We start from the raw sequence: 18,308 nt of genomic DNA on the forward strand, positions 1-18,308 counted from the left end.
TTGATAAATATAAAATATTCATAATAAAAGTAAGTATTGTATTAATATTAGTAAATACTTTTAAAAATAAATTCACTACTTTGTTGATGATCTCTTAATAAATTGAAAAAATTCAGAACTAGGATCTACTATCATAACATCGTTTTTTGTAGAAAAGGAAGCTTTATAAGCGTCTAGGCTCTTATAAAATTTGTAAAAATCCTTATTTTTTCCATACGATGAAGAATATATAACGCTAGCAGATGCATCCGCATTACCCATAATTTCTTGTGCCGTAACATTTGCTTTAGCCAATATTTCTTCACGTTGTCTATCTGCCTCTGCTCTAATCTTCTCACTTTCAGCGGCTCCAATAGATCTTAATTCATTCGCCACACGAGTTCTTTCAGCCTCCATACGCATATAAACAGATTTTGATATCTCTGGAGCAAATTCTATATGACGTAATCTTACATCTACTATTTCTACTCCTAATGGGCCAGCTCTATTAGCAACATTATTTAATATTTCAGCCATTATTTTAGCCCGTTCTACAGAGACAACTTCTTTAACTGTTCTAATATTTACAGAAGCATTCAGAGCGTCTCTGATTTGAGCTTGCAATCTGTCTTGTGCCGCTCTCTCGTTTCCCTCAAAAGTAACATAAAATAACCTTGGATTTGCTATCTTCCATTTAACAAAAGAATCTATCAATAAATTCTTTTTTTCTGAAGTTTGTATTCTTTCAGCATCCTTAGATTCTATTGTTAAGATTCTCTTATCAAGAAAAACAATATTTTGAAAGGGTGATGGTAATTTAAAGTATAAACCAGGTTCGCTAATCTCTCTCTTTAATTCTCCTAGAGAAAAAACTAATGCGTAATTTTGTTCACGAACAATGAACAAGGTAGAACCAATAATTGATATTAATAGAAATATTCCAGATAAAATTAAAAATATACGTTGCATAACTTTATATAATATTAACGGTTGCGTTGTAACTTATTCAATTCAGAAACAGATAAGTCATTTTTTAGGTTTTCAGAACATGTCTGCTTTTTACTGCCATCTTGCTTTTTACTGGCTAATTGAGAATTAATATTTTGATAATTACGTAACTCCGAATTTAAATTTGACTTAAAATTTTCATCATCACTATAGGTGTTTTGAATCATTTTATCTAATGGTAGAAACATAAAATTGTTGTTACCAGAATCTATCATTACTTTACTAACACTAGAGAATATATCTTTCATAGTATCTAAATACAAACGATCTTTAGTTACATCTGGTGATTTTTCATACTCTGTTAGAACGCTAGTAAAACGAGAAGCATTACCATTAGCCTCTCCAATAATTCTTGCTTTGTACCCTTCTGCCTGTTCTATTATTCTAAAAGCTTGTCCCCTAGCTAAAGGAACAACTTGGTTAGCATAGGCTTGGCCTTCATTTATTTGTCTTTCTCTATCTTGACCTGCTTTTACAGCATCATCAAAAGCATCCTGAACTTGTTCTGGAGGCTGAACATTTTGTATAGCTACTGCTGTTATTTGAATGCCAGTATTATAATTATCTAATATTTTTTGCATAAGGCTTTGAACTTCAGATGCTACTAATGTTCTTCCTTCATATAAAACAAAATCCATAGTTTTTTTACCAGCGATCTCACGCATGGATGTCTCTGCAGCTTGACGAACCGACTCATCTGGATCTCTTGTTTTAAACAAATAATTAGGAGCTCCATCAGAATTTAGCCTATACTGTACTACGAACTGCATATCCACTATATTTTCATCAGTTGTTAGCATTAGTGATTCTGTTAAAACCTTATTCCTAGAACCTCCCCTAGAACCAACCTCAAATGTTCTCAGTTGTGAAATATTTACAATCTCATGTCTCTCAATTGGAGCTGGGAATATCCAGCTAAAACCAGCATGAGTTGTTTTTAAATATTTTCCAAATCTAGTAATAACAGCGACTTGACCTTCTTTAACTACAAAAAAACCACTGGCCATCCATATAACAAATAATAATACGAATGACATGAATAAAATATTAAAAGTATTTTTATTATTGAATCCATTATATCCAGAATTATTTGATTCTAGATTATTATTTTTTTTTCCAAAAATATTGTTAATTTTTTTATTCAAAGAATCCCATATCTCAGATAAATCAGGAGGACCTTCGTTGATATTTTTATTTATTGAATTATTATTTGATAGGTTCTTCACTTTTTCTTCCCTATCTTGTTTACGACCACATTCCGAATCGTTTAGATTTAATAGCATCTTAGACATTATTACTTATTACCCTACTAGCATCAGATATTACATTTCTCAAGAGATCTACACCATCAAGACTTACTGCACTTATAAAAACCTTTGCTACAAGCCCCACACTACTGTCATAAATTACTTTAGAAGCAATTTCTGACTTATCAATTTTATTGTATACCAAAACAGTAGGTATATTTGACGCCCCTATCTCCTTAATGACTTTATTTACATTCTCAATTTGATCATACATATCTTTACTAGATGAATCTACAACGTGTAATAGTAGATCAGCACTAGCTGTTTCCTCAAGAGTAGCATGAAATGCTTCAACTATTGAATGTGGCAAATCTCTTATAAAACCTACTGTGTCAGATAAAATTACATCTTTGTCAACATTATCTCCTACCCAGATACGTCGAGAAGTAATATCAAGAGTAGCAAATAATTGATCAGCTACATATACTTTATCTTTAGCAAGTATATTAAAGATAGTAGATTTTCCAGAATTTGTATATCCTATAAGAGATACAGAAAAGGCACCATTGCGCTCACGTAATCCTCTTTGAGAAAATCTTCTTGATTTAATCTTTTTTATACGCTCCTTCAAAATCTTTACTTTTGAACCAATTATACGGCGGTCCATCTCTAGCTGAGATTCACCAGGACCTCTCATGCCTATACCACCTCTTTGACGTTCTAAATGAGTCCATAATCTAGTTAGCCTAGTAGATAAATGTTGCAATTGTGCAAGCTCAACCTGTAGCTTACCTTCGTGGCTTTTTGCCCTTAATGCAAAAATATCTAAAATAAGTGATACTCGATCAACTACTCGTATACCCCATATATTTTCAAGGTTTCTCTGCTGGGAAGGTGATAATGCATGATCAAATAAAACAATTTCTATAGACAAATCATCTATCAATGACAATATTTCTTGAACTTTTCCAGATCCTATAAAAAACTTATTATCTGGTATGTCTCTTCTAGATAATTCAACATGTACGATATCAGCTCCAGCTGATTGTGACAACATGCTGAATTCTTCAATATCACACTGAAAATTATTGTTATTTAAATTAACACCAATAACTAATGCACGCATAAAATTAATTAAAATATATACCTATTAATAAAATTTAATAAACCAGAAGCTTTGAATAAATTACTCCGAGTCAGAGTTATATTGTAAATCTACAATACGGGAAGGAACAACAGTAGAAATAGCATGCTTATATATCATCTGAGTTACAGTATTACGCAGCAGTACGACATATTGATCAAAAGCTTCAACTTGTCCCTGAAGTTTAATGCCATTAACTAAATATATTGAAACTGGTACATGATCTCTACGCAATATATTTAAGAATGGATCTTGAAGCATTTGTCCTTTATTATTCATCAGTAACGTCCCATATATTTATTATAAACATAGATTTATTTTAGTTTTAAAAGCTTTTTATCAATTCTAATAGCAAAATGAAAATAAAGCTGCAACTTTAGATATAAATTTCTTATTTTACGGACATTTAAACTAAATAATAATTTAAAAATTAACATAAAATCTTTATCTTTTATAGTTTTAATTCAAATTCTAATTTAGATTAAAAGTAAGGCTTAATCACCATAAATATGACTTTAAATATGCAATTATATAATCTTTTGAATTTTAAATTATTGATTAATATAAAATGAAAATGTTTATACTTAGTCCAAATACAAATAATTTTTTAAAAGCATATTTTATATAATTTGTCGTTGTTTTGATCATACAATCATTATCTTAAATAGTAAAAAACTAAATATAAGGATTTTTAGATGATTTAAACTGAATCCTAAGAGGTGTTCCAGATAATTTAAATTCTTTCCTAAAACAAGACTCCAAATACCTCATATATGAATCTTGTATATTAGTTAAACAATTACCATGAATAACTATAACAGGAGGATTTTGGCCACCTTGATGAGCATAACGTAATTTCGGGACAAAGATACCATTTTTACGTGGTGGCTGTTGCTTCGTAGCATTTAGTAAAACTCTTGTTACTTTTGGAGTTGATAATTTAGCAAATGCAGCATCGTAAGCATCATTTACGGAAAATAATAATCTATTTATATTAGTTTTTCTCAATGCTGATATAAAATGCATATTTGCAAATGAGAGAAAGTGTAATTTTCTTTTAAATTCTCTTTCTATATCAGAACGCCTTTCTATTGAAATAGAATCCCACTTATTAATAGCTATAACAATTGCTTTTCCAGATTCTAAGATATAACTTGCTATTCGCGCATCTTGATCTGAAATACCAATATTAGCATCTAATACTAGCATTACTACATTACTTTTTTCTATAGAATGAAGAGTTTTAACAACAGAGAATTTCTCTATATAGTCTGACACACGGCTACGTCTCCTTATACCAGCAGTATCTATAAATATATAAGATCTTCCTGAAAAATCAAAATTAACATTTATGGAGTCACGAGTTGTTCCTGGAGAATCGAAGGTTATTAAACGCTCCTCTCCTAAGATGCTATTAATAAGGGTAGATTTACCAACATTAGGTTGGCCAACTATAGACAATCTTATTTTTTTGTCTAGATCAATATCTTGAATAACATCATTATCATATTTTTGATCGATAAAATTTAATTTAGATTCAAAAATACTTTCTATAAGATGTCCAACACCATCACCATGAGAAGCAGAAATCAAAAATGGTGATCCAAATCCTAATTCATGAAACTCACTTATGACTGTATCAATAGTTTTCCCTTCTGATTTATTAACCACAAGTAATATATTTTTGATAGATAACTTTCTCAAAAAATTAGCAATTTCATAATCGGTGTTACACAAGCCATCTTTACCATCGAGCAAGAAAATCACTATATCAGATTCTAATATAGCTTGATTAGTTTGATTAGCTACTTTCATATACATTTGATCTTTAGATAATGGTTCAAAACCACCAGTATCTATTATAATAAACTCATGCTGACCAAATGCACCATCACCGTAAATTCTGTCTCTTGTTAACCCAGAAAAATTTGCTACTAAAGCGTCCTTGGATTTCGTAAAACGATTAAACAGTGTAGATTTTCCTACGTTCGGCCTTCCTACTAAAACAATTACTGGCTTATAAGACACGATAAAAACTTTATAAAATATATTTCAAAATCAAATAATAGAATAATAAAATTATTATTTCACATAAAGAAATAAGGATGTTAAATTTCAAGTATTAGTAAAAACTCAATGAATCAATTTTTGACTGAATAATAGGTAACAAAGGATCATTTTCCTCTATTGACTCCATAGCTTTTGACCACCAATAATTAGCCTCTTTAATATTATCTTGAGCAAAAAATATATCGCCTTTTTTATCTGCAAATAAAGTAAAAAAAGAGTCAATTGGTTTGTCTAAATAGGCAATAGACTCCTTATATTTACACTGATCTAACAATAAAGAAGAGATTCGCAAGCTAGCAATAGATCTAATTAATACGCTATTGGAATTATTATAAACCCACTTTAATTCATCACAGGCACCTTGTAGATCACCGTTATCATATAATGCACGTGATGTGAGTAAACTTCCAAAATATGCATAATTAGTATCAGAATATTTTTTATGTAATATATTCATAATATATTTAACTTTATCTAAATCAACAATATCTACATTTAAGTTTTTATTTAAAACTTCGAAATATTCTAGTGATTTTTCTAATCTGTTTTTAGAGTTAACTTTCCATGAAAAGGAAGCAATTATAGCTAAAATAAAAAAAGATAGAAAACATATTTTTACAATACGATTTTCAAGAAAACTAGTTAAAAAATATTTTTTTTGTAATAATTTAGTCATCTTTTAACCTTTTTTTTAAAAAAGATGCTAACTTTTCAATTGGCACAATTTCCTGCTCCTTACAAATTCCATTTTGATACTTATTTAAAAATTTCACACTAACTGAATTATTTATTATTTCATTTTCTCCAAATATGATAGCAACAAGAGCACCACAAGAATCAGCCATTTTGAATTGACGTTTAAAATTGTCTCTACCGCTATGTAAAATAACAGAAAAACCTAAATTACGTAGCTGTTCACTAGTTTTTAATGAAATTAACTGATTCTTTAAACTATCATGCATTATGTAAATATCACACTCGCTATTATTACAATTGTTATCAATATTTGATTTTTTCCATATTTCTAATATTCTTTCAAATCCTATAGCAAAACCAGCAGCTGGAATTTTTTTACCACCAAGCGACTCTATTAAACCATCATATCTACCGCCACCACAAACCGTACCTTGAGATCCCAGTTCGCTAGAAATCCATTCAAAGACAGTTAAGTTGTAATAGTCCAGTCCTCTAACTAAGCGATTATTAATATTGTACTTTACCCCTGATTTGTCTAAAAAAGAACAAACCTTTTCAAAGTGATTTAATGAACTAGTAGATAGAAAATCAAATAAATTTGGTGCTTTGCTTAGTAATGATTGCATTTCAAGGTTTTTGCTGTCCAATATTCGTAATGGATTGGAATACATTCTGTTTCTACTCACGTTATCTAAAGAATCAATATTTTTTTCAAAAAAACTAACTAATTCTTGTTTATATAACGTTCTATCTTCAAGTAAACCTATTGAATTCAACTCAAGACGTATATTACTTATTCCTAATTTTTTCCATAAATCTGAAGCCATAATGATCAATTCAGCGTCAATATCAGGATCATTAAACCCAATAGTTTCAACATCTATTTGGTTAAACTGTCTATAACGACCAGCTTGTGGTCTTTCATGTCTAAATACAGGGCCTATAGAGTAAACTCTTCTTGGCCTTTTATATGCAAAGTTATGCTCTATAAATGAGCGAACTATACCAGCAGTTATTTCTGGACGTATTGTTAAGCATTCCCCATTTAAACCGTCAACAAAAGAATACATCTCTTTTTCAACAATATCCGTGACTGATCCTATACCTCTTTCAAATAACCTAGTCTGTTCTACTATCGGTACACGCAAATTCATGTAACCATAGCTATGAAGCCAATCTATTATTACTCTTTCCAGATATTCCCAGTTGGTGCTATCTGGTGGAAGAATATCATTCATGCCCCGAACAGCTAAGATTTTATTTGAAATATTATTATTGTCAGACATACTATTCTCTTTTTAATTTCTATAGAGAAAATCTACCATAGCGAGTAGAAACATAGTTAGCTACTATAACTTTAAATTCTGATGATATATCATCACCCTTTAGAGTCATAACTCGCTTACCTTCTATAAATACTGGAGCAACAGAAAGCTCCCCATCACCTGGTAAGCTTATACCTATATCAGCGTTCTTGCTCTCACCAGGCCCGTTAACTATACATCCCATAACAGCGACAGTCATCTTTTCAACACCTGGATATAAATCTTTCCAAATAGGCATATGTTCTTTCAAAAAAATATCAATATCACTAGCTAGTTTTTGAAAAAAATTACTATTGGTTCTGCCACAACCAGGGCAAGAAATAACAGAAGGAGAGTAAAACCTAATTCCCAAAGACTGGAGAATTTCCTTTGCTATCAAAACTTCTCTTGATCTAGGATTGTTACCTTCTGGTGTTATTGAAACACGTATTGTGTCTCCTATACCTTGATGTAACAATATAGATAATGCAGATGTTGATGAAACTATTCCTTTATCACCTATTCCAGCTTCAGTTAGTCCTAGATGTAGAGGGTAGTTACAAGAATTAGAAAGAGAATTATACACGTATATAAGTTCTCTAACTTGACTTACCTTACAAGATATAACTATTTTATCACTACCAAGACCTAATACCTCTGCTTGTTTAGCACTATTTAATGCAGATGCAATTAATGTATCCAGCATTACTGATTTATAATCAAGCTGATTTTCTTTAAGTTTGTTGTTTTCATTTAATTTTAGTGATAATAGATTTTTATCTATGCTTCCCCAATTGACACCAATTCTAACTGGCTTATCATATTTACAGGCAATCTCTATGATACTGCTAAAATTATCGTCCTTGTGATGTCCAGAACCAACATTTCCAGGATTTATTCTATATTTAGATAAAGCTTTAGAGCAATCTGGAAAATCAGATAACAACTTATGACCGTTGTAATGAAAATCTCCTATTAATGGAACATAAATTCCAATCTTATCCAATTGATTTCTTATATTTATAACAGATCTGGCTGCTTCTGGAGAATTAACGGTTATACGAACTAGCTCAGCTCCGGATAAGAACAATTCTTTAATCTGTAGAGAAGTTTCAATATAGTTAGTAGTATCTGTGTTAGTCATAGATTGTATGACTAAGGGAGATCCTCCGCCTATTGTAACGATTTTGTCATTCCAAGATACTCTAACAGCATTAGTTTTTCTACGATTTAAATCATAATATTCTAGTGTTTCTGCCATAGACATGATTTTTTATTATTAAAAATAAACTAAATAAAATAGTTATCTGAGCTATATTAAACAATATGAAAAAATAAACAATTAAAACAAAAATATTTAACTGAACAACTTAACAGACTATATAATTTTTATAGGAATATGCATCGCTATTTTGGTTACGTTCTTAACATTACCGGCTAATTGTCCACAAGCCGCATGTATATCATCGCCTCTAGTTTTCCGCACCGTAGTCATAATACCACTATTAAGTAATTTATTAGCAAAAGAATTAATTTTTTCTATTGTTGGTGCCCTGAAGTCAGAACTCTCAAAAGAATTAAATGGTATTAAGTTGATCTTGCACTTAATTTGCGAAACAAGATTTATAAGTTCCTTAATATGTTTGTCTGTATCATTAACTCCAGATAGCATACAATATTCAAATGTTATAAAATCCCTAGGTGATCTTGTAATATATCTTTTGCATGATTCAATTAGCTCATTTAAAGGATATTTCTTATTTATTGGTACTAGCTTATTACGCAAATCATCATTAGCTGCATGTAAAGAAACAGCGAGAGATACAGGACAATCTCTTGCTAATTTATCTATCATAGGCACGATACCTGATGTTGAAACTGTAATTTTTCTTCTTGAAAAACCATATGCATTTACATCAAGCAGCAATTTTATTGATTTTATAACCTGCTTATAATTTAACAATGGCTCACCCATTCCCATAAAAACTACGTTTGTTATGAGATTATTACCTGATTTAATTGTATTTTTATTGTTTAAATCTTCAATACCAGTAATTAAATTTAAATTGATAGACCTTTGAGCAGACCATAACTGACCTACAATCTCATTGGCACTGAGGTTTCTGTTGAAACCTTGGTGTCCAGTAGCACAAAATGCACAATTAACAGCACAACCTGCCTGACTAGATATACAAAGAGTACGTCTATTTTTTTCAGGAATAAAAACTGTCTCAATAGCATTGCTATTTCCAGCATCAAATAGCCACTTTATTGTTCCATCCTTAGAAAGGGTTTCACTTTCAATTGGCATAGCTTCTATTTTTGATATTTCTTTTAATTTATGTCTTAATTGACACGAAATATTTGTCATAACATCAAAGGAATCAGCAGAAAATTTATGAATCCATTTATGTAACTGACCAATACGGAAGCTACTTTTAATAGAATTTTCTTCCAAAAATAAACTCAATGACTCACTATCCAATCCTATTAAATTAACAAGAGAATTTTTCTTCATGAAAGTCTTTTGTAATATTTATATTACTCATATTCCTTACTACAGATTTCTGTCTCAGAAAAGAAAAAAGAAATTTCTTTAGATGCATTATCTATAGAATCCGAGCCATGTACTGCATTGGCATCTATACTATCAGCAAAATCAGATCTAATAGTACCTGCTTCAGCTTTCTTTGGATCAGTGTTACCCATTATATTTCGATTTTTTTGGACAGCATCATTCCCTTCAAGAACCTGAATAAATGATGGTCCAGAAACCATAAAATCTATCAATTCTTTAAAAAAAGAACGATCTTTGTGTATGTAATAAAAATTTACAGCTTCATCACGTGACAATTTTTTGAATTTCGCAGCAATTACACACAATCCTGCCTCTTCAAAACGATTTATTATTTTCCCAATAACATTCTTGCGTACTGCATCAGGTTTTATTATTGACAAAGTTCGTTGTTTTAACATAAAGATGAATCCAATAAAATTTATATAATAGTTTTTATAAAACAGAGTGATATTCTAACTGAATAATCAAATTAATTTAACAAAAGAAACTTTATTTTTTATACTAAAGAAGATTAGTATTTGATAAAATGTACAGATTAATTTGTTTATTATAAAATAATCGTATTAAATAGATATGGAAAATAAGTATTAGTTAATACTTATTAACAACATAAAAAGATCAAGCACTGGATTAGTTTATATCTAAACCACTTCAAATGCATTTTTGGAATCATATTCGATGAATAAGTTGGTATTAAATGAATATACAAAAAAGGATACTTTATCTAACTATGAAGATAATCTCTCAAAGAGTTTTGACCCTAGTTATATAGAGAAAAAATGGAATTCTGAGTGGGAAGAAAAAGGATATTTTAAATCTGGTCAACAAGTAAAAAATGATAAAAATACTGAAGATTTTATAATCCAATTTCCTCCACCTAATGTAACTGGCACCTTACATATGGGACATGCTTTTAATCAAACGGTTATGGACTGTTTTGTCAGATACCATAGGATGTCAGGAGATAACACAATATTTATTCCAGGTACAGATCATGCTGGAATAGCCACACAAATGGTTGTGGAACGACAACTTGATAAGAAAAATATTTCCCGTGCCAGTTTAGGAAAAGAAAAATTTATAGAAGAAATATGGAAATGGAAAGATCATTCTGGCAATACAATAACTAACCAAGTAAAAAGACTTGGTGTATCAGCAGATTGGGATAAAGAATATTTTACTATGGATAGTAAAATGTCTTTAGGTGTTGTAGAAGCATTTGTTAGACTTTACAAAGATGGACTAATTTACAGAGGAAAACGTTTAGTTAATTGGGATCCACATTTACTAACAGCTGTATCAGATTTAGAAGTAGTTACAGAAGAAGTTAATGGTTATATGTGGTACATATCTTATCCACTATCAAAAGAATTTACTACTGAAAGTAATGAAATTAAAAAAATAATAGTAGCGACGACAAGGCCTGAAACAATATTTGCTGATTCTGCCATATGTGTAAATCCCAAGGATCATAGATATAATGATCTTATAGGAAAAACAGTTAATGTTCCTTTAATAAATAAAGAAATACCAATAATTGCTGATGATTTTGTTGATATAAATTTTGGTACTGGATGCGTAAAAATTACTCCAGCTCATGATTTTAATGATTATGAATGCGCATTAAGACATAATTTACCAATAGTAGAGATTTTCACCAAAAATGCTCATTTAAATGACAATGTTCCAGAAAAATATAGAGGATTAGATCGTACACAAGCTCGAAAAATTGTTATCGAGGATATAATAAAATCAAACTCTTTGGTTAAAGAAGAGGAACATTTAATTATGATCCCAAAAGGAGACAGATCAGGTGCAATTCTTGAACCAATGATTACTAACCAATGGTTTGTTTCTGTAAGCAAAGATACAAATAATCAAATTTTTTCTAATAAAAGCTTAGCTAAGATAGCACTAGAAGAAGTCGATACAAACAGAATAAAATTCTACCCAGAAAACTGGAAAAATACTTACAGGCAATGGATAAACAATATTCAAGATTGGTGTATATCTAGGCAACTTTGGTGGGGACATTCTATACCAGCTTGGTATTCTGAAGATGGTCAGATATTTGTAGCTAGAAATGAGGAAGAAGCATATAAAGAAGCATATGATTTAGGAATAACAGGAACTCTAACAAAAGATCCAGATGTTTTGGATACTTGGTTTTCATCAGCCTTAGTACCTTTTACAACTTTGGGATGGCCTAATGATACATTAGATTTGAATAAATATCTTCCATCTAGCATATTAGTTACCGGTTTTGATATCATATTTTTTTGGGTAACTAGAATGATAATGTTAACAAAATATTTGACCGGCAAAATACCATTTAGAGATGTTTATATACACGGCCTTGTTCGTGATTCTGATGGCAAAAAAATGAGCAAATCAAAAGGAAATACTCTTGATCCTATAGATATAATAGATGGCATTGATTTAGAAAATCTAATTAAAAAAAGAACATTTGGACTATTTAACAATAAACAAGTAAGTAGTATAGAAAAAAACACCCGTAAGCAATTTCCAAAAGGGATAACTGGTCTAGGTACAGATTCTTTAAGATTCACTATGGCATCATATGCTACACTTGGTCGAGATATAAATTTTGATATCAAAAGATGCGAAGGATATAATAATTTTTGTAACAAACTATGGAATGCTTCTCGTTTTGTTCTTATAAATGCAAAAGATATTTCAATGATAGATAAAAGCAGTGTAGAATTTTCATTCGCAGACAAATGGATAAAATCAAGGTTACAAAATACTATTCTTGATATTGAAAAAGGATTCTCAGAATATCGTTTAGATAATATTTCAACATCTATATATAGGTTTGTTTGGGATGAATTTTGCGATTGGTATCTAGAAATGGCTAAAGTTAATTTACAGCAATTTTCAGATTCTCAAAAAAATGCTACTAAGATAACATTATTTAATGTTCTTGAGACAATTTTACTTTTACTTCACCCTATTATGCCATTTATAACTGAAGAATTATGGCAAAAAATGCAAACTCCTTCATTAAATAAAACAAGTATAAGTATCCAATCTTATCCAAAAATAAATATAAAAGAAGTAGATCAAAAAATAGAATCTAGATTTTTGGATTTGAAATCACAAATAGAGTCTATAAGGGCATTAAGGGGAAGTATGAATATACCACCATCTCATAAAGTGCCATTGATAATTAAAGGAGATAAAAAGGAATTAAGCATAAATACTCCGTATCTTATATATTTTTCTAAATTAGAAAAAATGGAGATTGTTGATTATATTCCTAAAATCAATGCTCCACTAAAAATAGTTGGATCAACTCATATAATGCTAAATGTAAGGATAGATCCAAAAGAAGAATTGTCTCGATTAAATACAGAATTATTTAAGATTTCACAAGAAATAGATAAATCAAAAATAAAACTTGGAAATATTGGTTTTGTAAAAAATGCACCAATAAAAGTAGTAGAAAAAGAAAAAAATAAACTCGAGATTTTAGAAAAAACTCTAATAAGTCTTAATAAGCAATGTATTGAGATAAAAAATATAAAATATGATTGAATTTTTAATTCGAAGATAAGATTATAAAATATTGTAACTATTTATATTAGATATAAAACGCTCGTCATCCTCTGAGAGTAAACCTTGGTTGCGAGCTTTTATAATTAAATCGGGACGACGGGCAAGAGTTATAGTGAGAGATTGTTCTCTATGCCATTTCGCTATGTCGTTGTGATTTCCACTTAGCAAAATCTCTGGAACTTTCTTTCCTTTAAAGTTTCTTGGTCTGGTGTATGGATAATCATCTAATAATCCTGATTTATTTATGTCAAATGACTCATAAACTTTAGAGTTGTTATTTCCCAGAACATTAGGTAGTAATCTTACTATGGTATCTATTAATGCCAGTGCTGCAATTTCTCCACCTGAAAGGATGAAATCACCTATAGATATTTCTTGTGTAACACAATTATTAACAAATCTCTTATCAACTCCCTCATAGCGACCACAGACCAATATCATCCCAGATAGTTTAGATAATCTAAGAGCATGACTTTGATTAAAAATATCTCCAATTGGAGAAAACAATATAACAGGAGCCTCATCAAGTTTATATAACTTATGTCTATCTTTTATAGAGTTAACAGTATTTTCTAAAGATTCTGCAGATATAACCATTCCTGGCCCACCACCATAGGGACTATCATCTACTCTCCTATTTTTATTATCTGTAAAATCCCTAGGATTCCAAGTATTTAATTCCCATTTCTTGTTTCTGTAAGCTCTACCAACAACCCCAATATCTTTAATAAAATCAAAAATCTCTGGAAATATAGTAACTATGTCTAGACGCATTAATCTATTTGCCAATTAGTAAAAATACAGCGATCTGCCAAATTAACATTAATTATGTGTGATTTTACAAAAGGGACTAAAATATCTTCTGTTTTAAGTTTATTGTTATAATTTTTTGTAACATTTCTATCAGATTTAACTATCAATATAGGATGAGCTCCATTTTCAAAAATGTTACTAACTGTTCCGATACAGCATGATGTTTCATTTTCATACCCATGTACAATACAACCAATTAAATCTACCCAATAATATTCATTATCATCTGCAGCTGGAAATAAACTCCTGGACACACAAACTGTATAGCCACGCAATTCATTAGCATCTTCACGACTCAAATTTTCATTAAATTTTGCTATGATAAATCTACCATGGGTCTTAGCATTTATAATATTATGATGATAAAACTTAAATTTACCATCAATATTACACGATTTAGATTTGTCATTGAAAATCCAGCAATCACTTATGTTTAATAAAATACTTTTATCATCAGAATAAGGATATATCTTCAACAAACCATTAACGCCGTATGAAGAAACAATACGGCCTAAATCTACTAAGTCACCAGGAGGGGTATTAATAGATTCTAAATAATTAGACACAATTTGTATTTTTCGAAAATTCCGAGACTAGTCTCTCGACAACTGGAGACAAACAGGCACCATTATTTTTCCAAAACTCAACTCTGTTCAATGATATTTTTAATTTGTTTTCCAATGAAGAACTAAGCGGGTTATAAAAACCTAAACGCTCTATAAACCTTCCATCACGACGATTTCTGGAGTCTGTAGCAACTAAACTATAAAAAGGTCTTTTTTTTGACCCACCACGTGCTAAACGAATAATAACCATAATAATCCTAAAATTTAATAAACCATAAAGATTTTAATTCTACCAGCAATTAAGTATAAATTACAAAAAATAAAAATCAACGCCTTCTGATATAGATTACTGTAAATTCTATTCCATCCTTTATATATTTTTCTTTAAAAACTATTGAATTACCAGTACGTTCTGCGAAAATTGTAAAATCATTTAATGATTCAATATTGGAAGTAGTAGTAACACGTAAAATTTCACCACTATCCATTTTAGATAATGCTTTCTTTGTATTTAATATAGGAAGTGGACATGCTAATTTAGCAACATCCAAATAATGCATATCATTATCAAGATTTTTATCTAGTATTTTCATAAAATACCTAAATTTTTTCTTTTATAAAACCAAATATATTATCTAATATATCTGGTAATTTCTTATCATTATAACCACTACCAGTAGCCATATTATTACGGCCACCTCCTTTGCCATTAATTTTAGTTAATACTAAACTTATAATATCTTTAGCATTTATTAAATTTGTAATAGCATTCGATATACCACAAACTACATTAACTTTACCGTTAGATGAAACAGAAGCTAATAAAACTATGGTTTTTTGAAAACGGGACTTCATTGAATCTACTATGTTACATAAAACGTTATGCTCTAAACCATGAACGATTGATATCAGTATACCAATATCTTTTATAAATTTGATTTTATCTATAGCAAAATTATCAACTATAACATTAGCTATATTTTTTTCTAGTAAATAAATCTTTTTTTCTATATTTTTTATATAATTAATCTGACCATCTACTTTCGTTGTTATATTAGATATATTTGTATTTAAAGAAGATGAAAGTCTTAAAAATATATCCTGTTGATCTTGAATCAATCTAAGCGTATTATTGCCCGTAACGGCATCTATTCTCCGTATTCCAGCAGAGACGCTACTCTCAGAAATTATTTTTAAAAAACCTATATCTCCAGTTCTATTTACATGTGTACCACAACATAATTCCAAAGATGATCCAATATTTACAACCCGTACACTGTTTTCATATTTTTCACTAAACACTGCAATAGCACCAATACTTATAGCATCACAATAGTCCATATTACTTATATTTACTAAACTATTAGATAATATTTCTTCATTAGAAATTTTTTCTACTTCCTTTATCTGATCAATACTAACTGGGAAATCATGAGAAAAATCAAAACGAATTCTCTCAGAATCTACCAAAGACCCTTTTTGTAATGCATGTGTACCCAAAACAGTACGCAAAGCTTTATGCATGATATGTGTTGCAGAATGATTTCTTGAAATATTCTTACGATTATCTATATCTATAGAAGCTCTTAAAATATCTCCAACTCTAATAGAACCGGATTCTAAATATCCATGATGCATAAAAACATTAGAATGTAAAGTAGTATTATTAACTCGAAAATTCGAAATATCACTAATTAAAAATCCTTTATCTCCAACCTGTCCACCAGATTCAGCATAAAAAGGAGTTCGATCTAAGACAATATCAGCACTATCTTCCATTACTATACTATTCACAAATTTACCTTTAGAATAGATAGCAACCACCTTAGCTGACAAATCAAAAATTTTATATCCATCAAAAATTGTAGCAGGACCATCATAATAATTTATTTGATTGTTTAGATTTTTAAACTTACCAGCTAACCTAGCTTTATCTCTTTGCTTAGACATTTCTAGCTCGAAAGAATCTATATCAACACTAATATTTTGCTCCCTACAAACATCTGCAGTTAAATCTGCTGGGAAACCATATGTGTCATATAAATTAAATAAAATATCACCGCTAAGCATGTCACCAGATTTCATATGGTTTAAATTATTATTTAGAATTTTCATTCCATTAGATAGTGTTTCTATAAATCTTTCTTCTTCTTGTTTTAATACTCGAACTATTAGATTAGAACCTGATATTATTTCCGGATAAGCAGTACCCATTTCCTGAATCAAGTCAGGAATTAATTTATGAAGAAAAACTTTATTTTCTCCCAATTTGTAAGCATGTCTCAAAGCCCTTCTTATTATTCGCCTTAAAACGTAACCTCGACCATCATTAGCTGGAAGCACTCCGTCAACTATAAGAAAAGCAGTAGCTCTAATATGGTCAGCTATAACTTTTAAAGAACTATTAGACAAATCATCAATATTTACCATTCTAGCAGAAGATTTGATTAGATTTTTAAAAAGATCTATATCATAATTAGAGTGAACTCCCTGCAAAACAGCAGCAATTCTTTCTAAACCCATTCCAGTGTCAATGCATGGTGTCATTAAATTAGTTATGTTACCATTGACGTCGATATAAAATTGCATAAAAACCAAATTCCATATTTCTACGTATCTGTCACCATCAGAATTATCAGATCCTGGTGGTCCTCCATCCACATTAGGTCCGTGATCGTAGAATATTTCTGAACAAGGTCCGCACGGACCAACATCAGCCATTTGCCAAAAATTGTCAGATGCGTACTTAGATCCTTTATTATCACCTATTCTTATAATTGAAGATTGATTCAAGCCAATTTCTTTATTCCATATATCATAAGCTTCGTTATCATCATAATATACAGTTACAAGCAACTTATCTTTTGGTATTTTATATACTGAAGTTAATAGCTCCCATGCATAATGTATAGCTTCTTTTTTGAAATATTCTCCGAAACTAAAATTACCCAACATTTCAAAAAATGTATGATGTCTAGCAGTGTAACCAACATTCTCAAGGTCATTATGCTTCCCTCCAGCTCGAAAACAACGCTGAGCTGTAGTGACACTTTTATAATTACTAGTTTCATGTCCGGTAAAAATATCTTTAAACTGAACCATTCCTGAATTTGTAAATAACAAAGTTTGATCATTTGTTGGAATAAGAGAAGAAGAAGGTAATATAGTATGACCTTTCGACTCAAAGAATTTCAAAAACTTAATACGTATATCTGATGTTTTCATTAAAAGACTAGCTAAATAAAGAAATTAAACTTAAATATATAAGTAATTAATTTTGCATAAACATTTTTAGAGTACTAAATTTTTAGCAAAATCACTGTA

General features: G+C 30.0%; 16 protein-coding genes. 1 reads left to right on the top strand and 15 read right to left on the bottom strand.

All coding sequences use genetic code 11. The features are described 5' to 3' along the window. Positions 1-75: 75 nt before the first annotated feature. From hflC to ndk, 10 genes are all read right to left on the bottom strand, one after another. The gene (hflC, locus tag CONE_RS01930; protein WP_015397064.1) at positions 76-948 is read right to left on the bottom strand and encodes a protease modulator HflC; all 873 of its coding nucleotides are present in this window, start codon (positions 946-948) and stop codon (positions 76-78) included. Positions 949-962: 14 nt separating this feature from the next. After that, positions 963-2,279, bottom strand: a complete 1,317-nt coding sequence (hflK, locus tag CONE_RS01935; RefSeq protein WP_041862202.1) for an FtsH protease activity modulator HflK — start codon at positions 2,277-2,279, stop codon at positions 963-965. Next, positions 2,272-3,360, bottom strand: a complete 1,089-nt coding sequence (hflX, locus tag CONE_RS01940; RefSeq protein WP_015397066.1) for a GTPase HflX — start codon at positions 3,358-3,360, stop codon at positions 2,272-2,274. The genes hflK and hflX overlap by 8 nt, the downstream gene beginning before the upstream one ends. Before the next feature lie 60 nt (positions 3,361-3,420). Further along, on the bottom strand, positions 3,421-3,657 hold the full coding sequence (gene hfq / locus CONE_RS01945; RefSeq protein ID WP_015389576.1) for an RNA chaperone Hfq: 237 nt from the start codon (positions 3,655-3,657) through the stop codon (positions 3,421-3,423). Positions 3,658-4,053: 396 nt separating this feature from the next. Further along, on the bottom strand, positions 4,054-5,406 hold the full coding sequence (der, locus tag CONE_RS01950; protein WP_015397067.1) for a ribosome biogenesis GTPase Der: 1,353 nt from the start codon (positions 5,404-5,406) through the stop codon (positions 4,054-4,056). A 94-nt stretch (positions 5,407-5,500) separates the two neighbouring features. Continuing rightward, positions 5,501-6,124 carry a YfgM family protein gene (locus tag CONE_RS01955; protein WP_015397068.1) on the bottom strand — a complete coding sequence of 208 codons (624 nt, stop codon included), beginning with the start codon at positions 6,122-6,124 and terminating at the stop codon, positions 5,501-5,503. Next, complete coding sequence (gene hisS / locus CONE_RS01960; RefSeq protein ID WP_015397069.1) at positions 6,117-7,430, bottom strand: histidine--tRNA ligase; 1,314 nt, start codon at positions 7,428-7,430, stop codon at positions 6,117-6,119. Before hisS ends, CONE_RS01955 begins: the two co-directional genes overlap by 8 nt. A gap of 19 nt (positions 7,431-7,449) precedes the next feature. Continuing rightward, positions 7,450-8,715, bottom strand: coding sequence for a flavodoxin-dependent (E)-4-hydroxy-3-methylbut-2-enyl-diphosphate synthase (gene ispG / locus CONE_RS01965; protein WP_015397070.1), 1,266 nt, complete (start codon positions 8,713-8,715; stop codon positions 7,450-7,452). A 111-nt stretch (positions 8,716-8,826) separates the two neighbouring features. Further along, positions 8,827-9,966 carry a dual-specificity RNA methyltransferase RlmN gene (rlmN, locus tag CONE_RS01970; protein WP_015397071.1) on the bottom strand — a complete coding sequence of 380 codons (1,140 nt, stop codon included), beginning with the start codon at positions 9,964-9,966 and terminating at the stop codon, positions 8,827-8,829. Between the two features lie 23 nt (positions 9,967-9,989). Beyond that, the gene (ndk, locus tag CONE_RS01975; RefSeq protein ID WP_015397072.1) at positions 9,990-10,424 is read right to left on the bottom strand and encodes a nucleoside-diphosphate kinase; all 435 of its coding nucleotides are present in this window, start codon (positions 10,422-10,424) and stop codon (positions 9,990-9,992) included. A gap of 280 nt (positions 10,425-10,704) precedes the next feature. Here ndk and CONE_RS01980 point away from each other — a divergent pair, with 280 nt between their 5' ends. After that, complete coding sequence (locus CONE_RS01980; RefSeq protein ID WP_015397073.1) at positions 10,705-13,584, top strand: valine--tRNA ligase; 2,880 nt, start codon at positions 10,705-10,707, stop codon at positions 13,582-13,584. Positions 13,585-13,605: 21 nt separating this feature from the next. Here the strand turns inward: CONE_RS01980 and trmD are convergent, their stop codons facing one another. From trmD to alaS, 5 genes are all read right to left on the bottom strand, one after another. Further along, positions 13,606-14,379, bottom strand: coding sequence for a tRNA (guanosine(37)-N1)-methyltransferase TrmD (gene trmD, locus CONE_RS01985; protein ID WP_015397074.1), 774 nt, complete (start codon positions 14,377-14,379; stop codon positions 13,606-13,608). Next, positions 14,379-14,984, bottom strand: a complete 606-nt coding sequence (gene rimM, locus CONE_RS01990; protein WP_015397075.1) for a ribosome maturation factor RimM — start codon at positions 14,982-14,984, stop codon at positions 14,379-14,381. The genes trmD and rimM overlap by 1 nt, the downstream gene beginning before the upstream one ends. Further along, complete coding sequence (rpsP, locus tag CONE_RS01995) at positions 14,977-15,234, bottom strand: 30S ribosomal protein S16 (protein ID WP_015397076.1); 258 nt, start codon at positions 15,232-15,234, stop codon at positions 14,977-14,979. The genes rimM and rpsP overlap by 8 nt, the downstream gene beginning before the upstream one ends. Positions 15,235-15,310: 76 nt before the next feature. Then, positions 15,311-15,577, bottom strand: a complete 267-nt coding sequence (locus CONE_RS02000; protein WP_015397077.1) for a sulfurtransferase TusA family protein — start codon at positions 15,575-15,577, stop codon at positions 15,311-15,313. Positions 15,578-15,584: 7 nt separating this feature from the next. Next, positions 15,585-18,209, bottom strand: a complete 2,625-nt coding sequence (alaS, locus tag CONE_RS02005; protein WP_015397078.1) for an alanine--tRNA ligase — start codon at positions 18,207-18,209, stop codon at positions 15,585-15,587. Positions 18,210-18,308 lie beyond the last annotated feature (99 nt).

It is taken from the genome of Candidatus Kinetoplastibacterium oncopeltii TCC290E (assembly GCF_000340865.1).
Lineage (GTDB): Bacteria > Pseudomonadota > Gammaproteobacteria > Burkholderiales > Burkholderiaceae_B > Kinetoplastidibacterium > Kinetoplastidibacterium stringomonadis.

Coding starts and splice junctions, on each gene's coding strand:
- hflC (WP_015397064.1), bottom strand. CDS start 948: ATGCAACGTATATTTTTAATTTTATCTGGAATATTTCTATTAATATCA.
- hflK (WP_041862202.1), bottom strand. CDS start 2,279: ATGTCTAAGATGCTATTAAATCTAAACGATTCGGAATGTGGTCGTAAA.
- hflX (WP_015397066.1), bottom strand. CDS start 3,360: ATGCGTGCATTAGTTATTGGTGTTAATTTAAATAACAATAATTTTCAG.
- hfq (WP_015389576.1), bottom strand. CDS start 3,657: ATGAATAATAAAGGACAAATGCTTCAAGATCCATTCTTAAATATATTG.
- CONE_RS01955 (WP_015397068.1), bottom strand. CDS start 6,124: ATGACTAAATTATTACAAAAAAAATATTTTTTAACTAGTTTTCTTGAA.
- hisS (WP_015397069.1), bottom strand. CDS start 7,430: ATGTCTGACAATAATAATATTTCAAATAAAATCTTAGCTGTTCGGGGC.
- ispG (WP_015397070.1), bottom strand. CDS start 8,715: ATGTCTATGGCAGAAACACTAGAATATTATGATTTAAATCGTAGAAAA.
- rlmN (WP_015397071.1), bottom strand. CDS start 9,966: ATGAAGAAAAATTCTCTTGTTAATTTAATAGGATTGGATAGTGAGTCA.
- ndk (WP_015397072.1), bottom strand. CDS start 10,424: ATGTTAAAACAACGAACTTTGTCAATAATAAAACCTGATGCAGTACGC.
- CONE_RS01980 (WP_015397073.1), top strand. CDS start 10,705: ATGAATAAGTTGGTATTAAATGAATATACAAAAAAGGATACTTTATCT.
- trmD (WP_015397074.1), bottom strand. CDS start 14,379: ATGCGTCTAGACATAGTTACTATATTTCCAGAGATTTTTGATTTTATT.
- rpsP (WP_015397076.1), bottom strand. CDS start 15,234: ATGGTTATTATTCGTTTAGCACGTGGTGGGTCAAAAAAAAGACCTTTT.
- CONE_RS02000 (WP_015397077.1), bottom strand. CDS start 15,577: ATGAAAATACTAGATAAAAATCTTGATAATGATATGCATTATTTGGAT.
- alaS (WP_015397078.1), bottom strand. CDS start 18,209: ATGAAAACATCAGATATACGTATTAAGTTTTTGAAATTCTTTGAGTCG.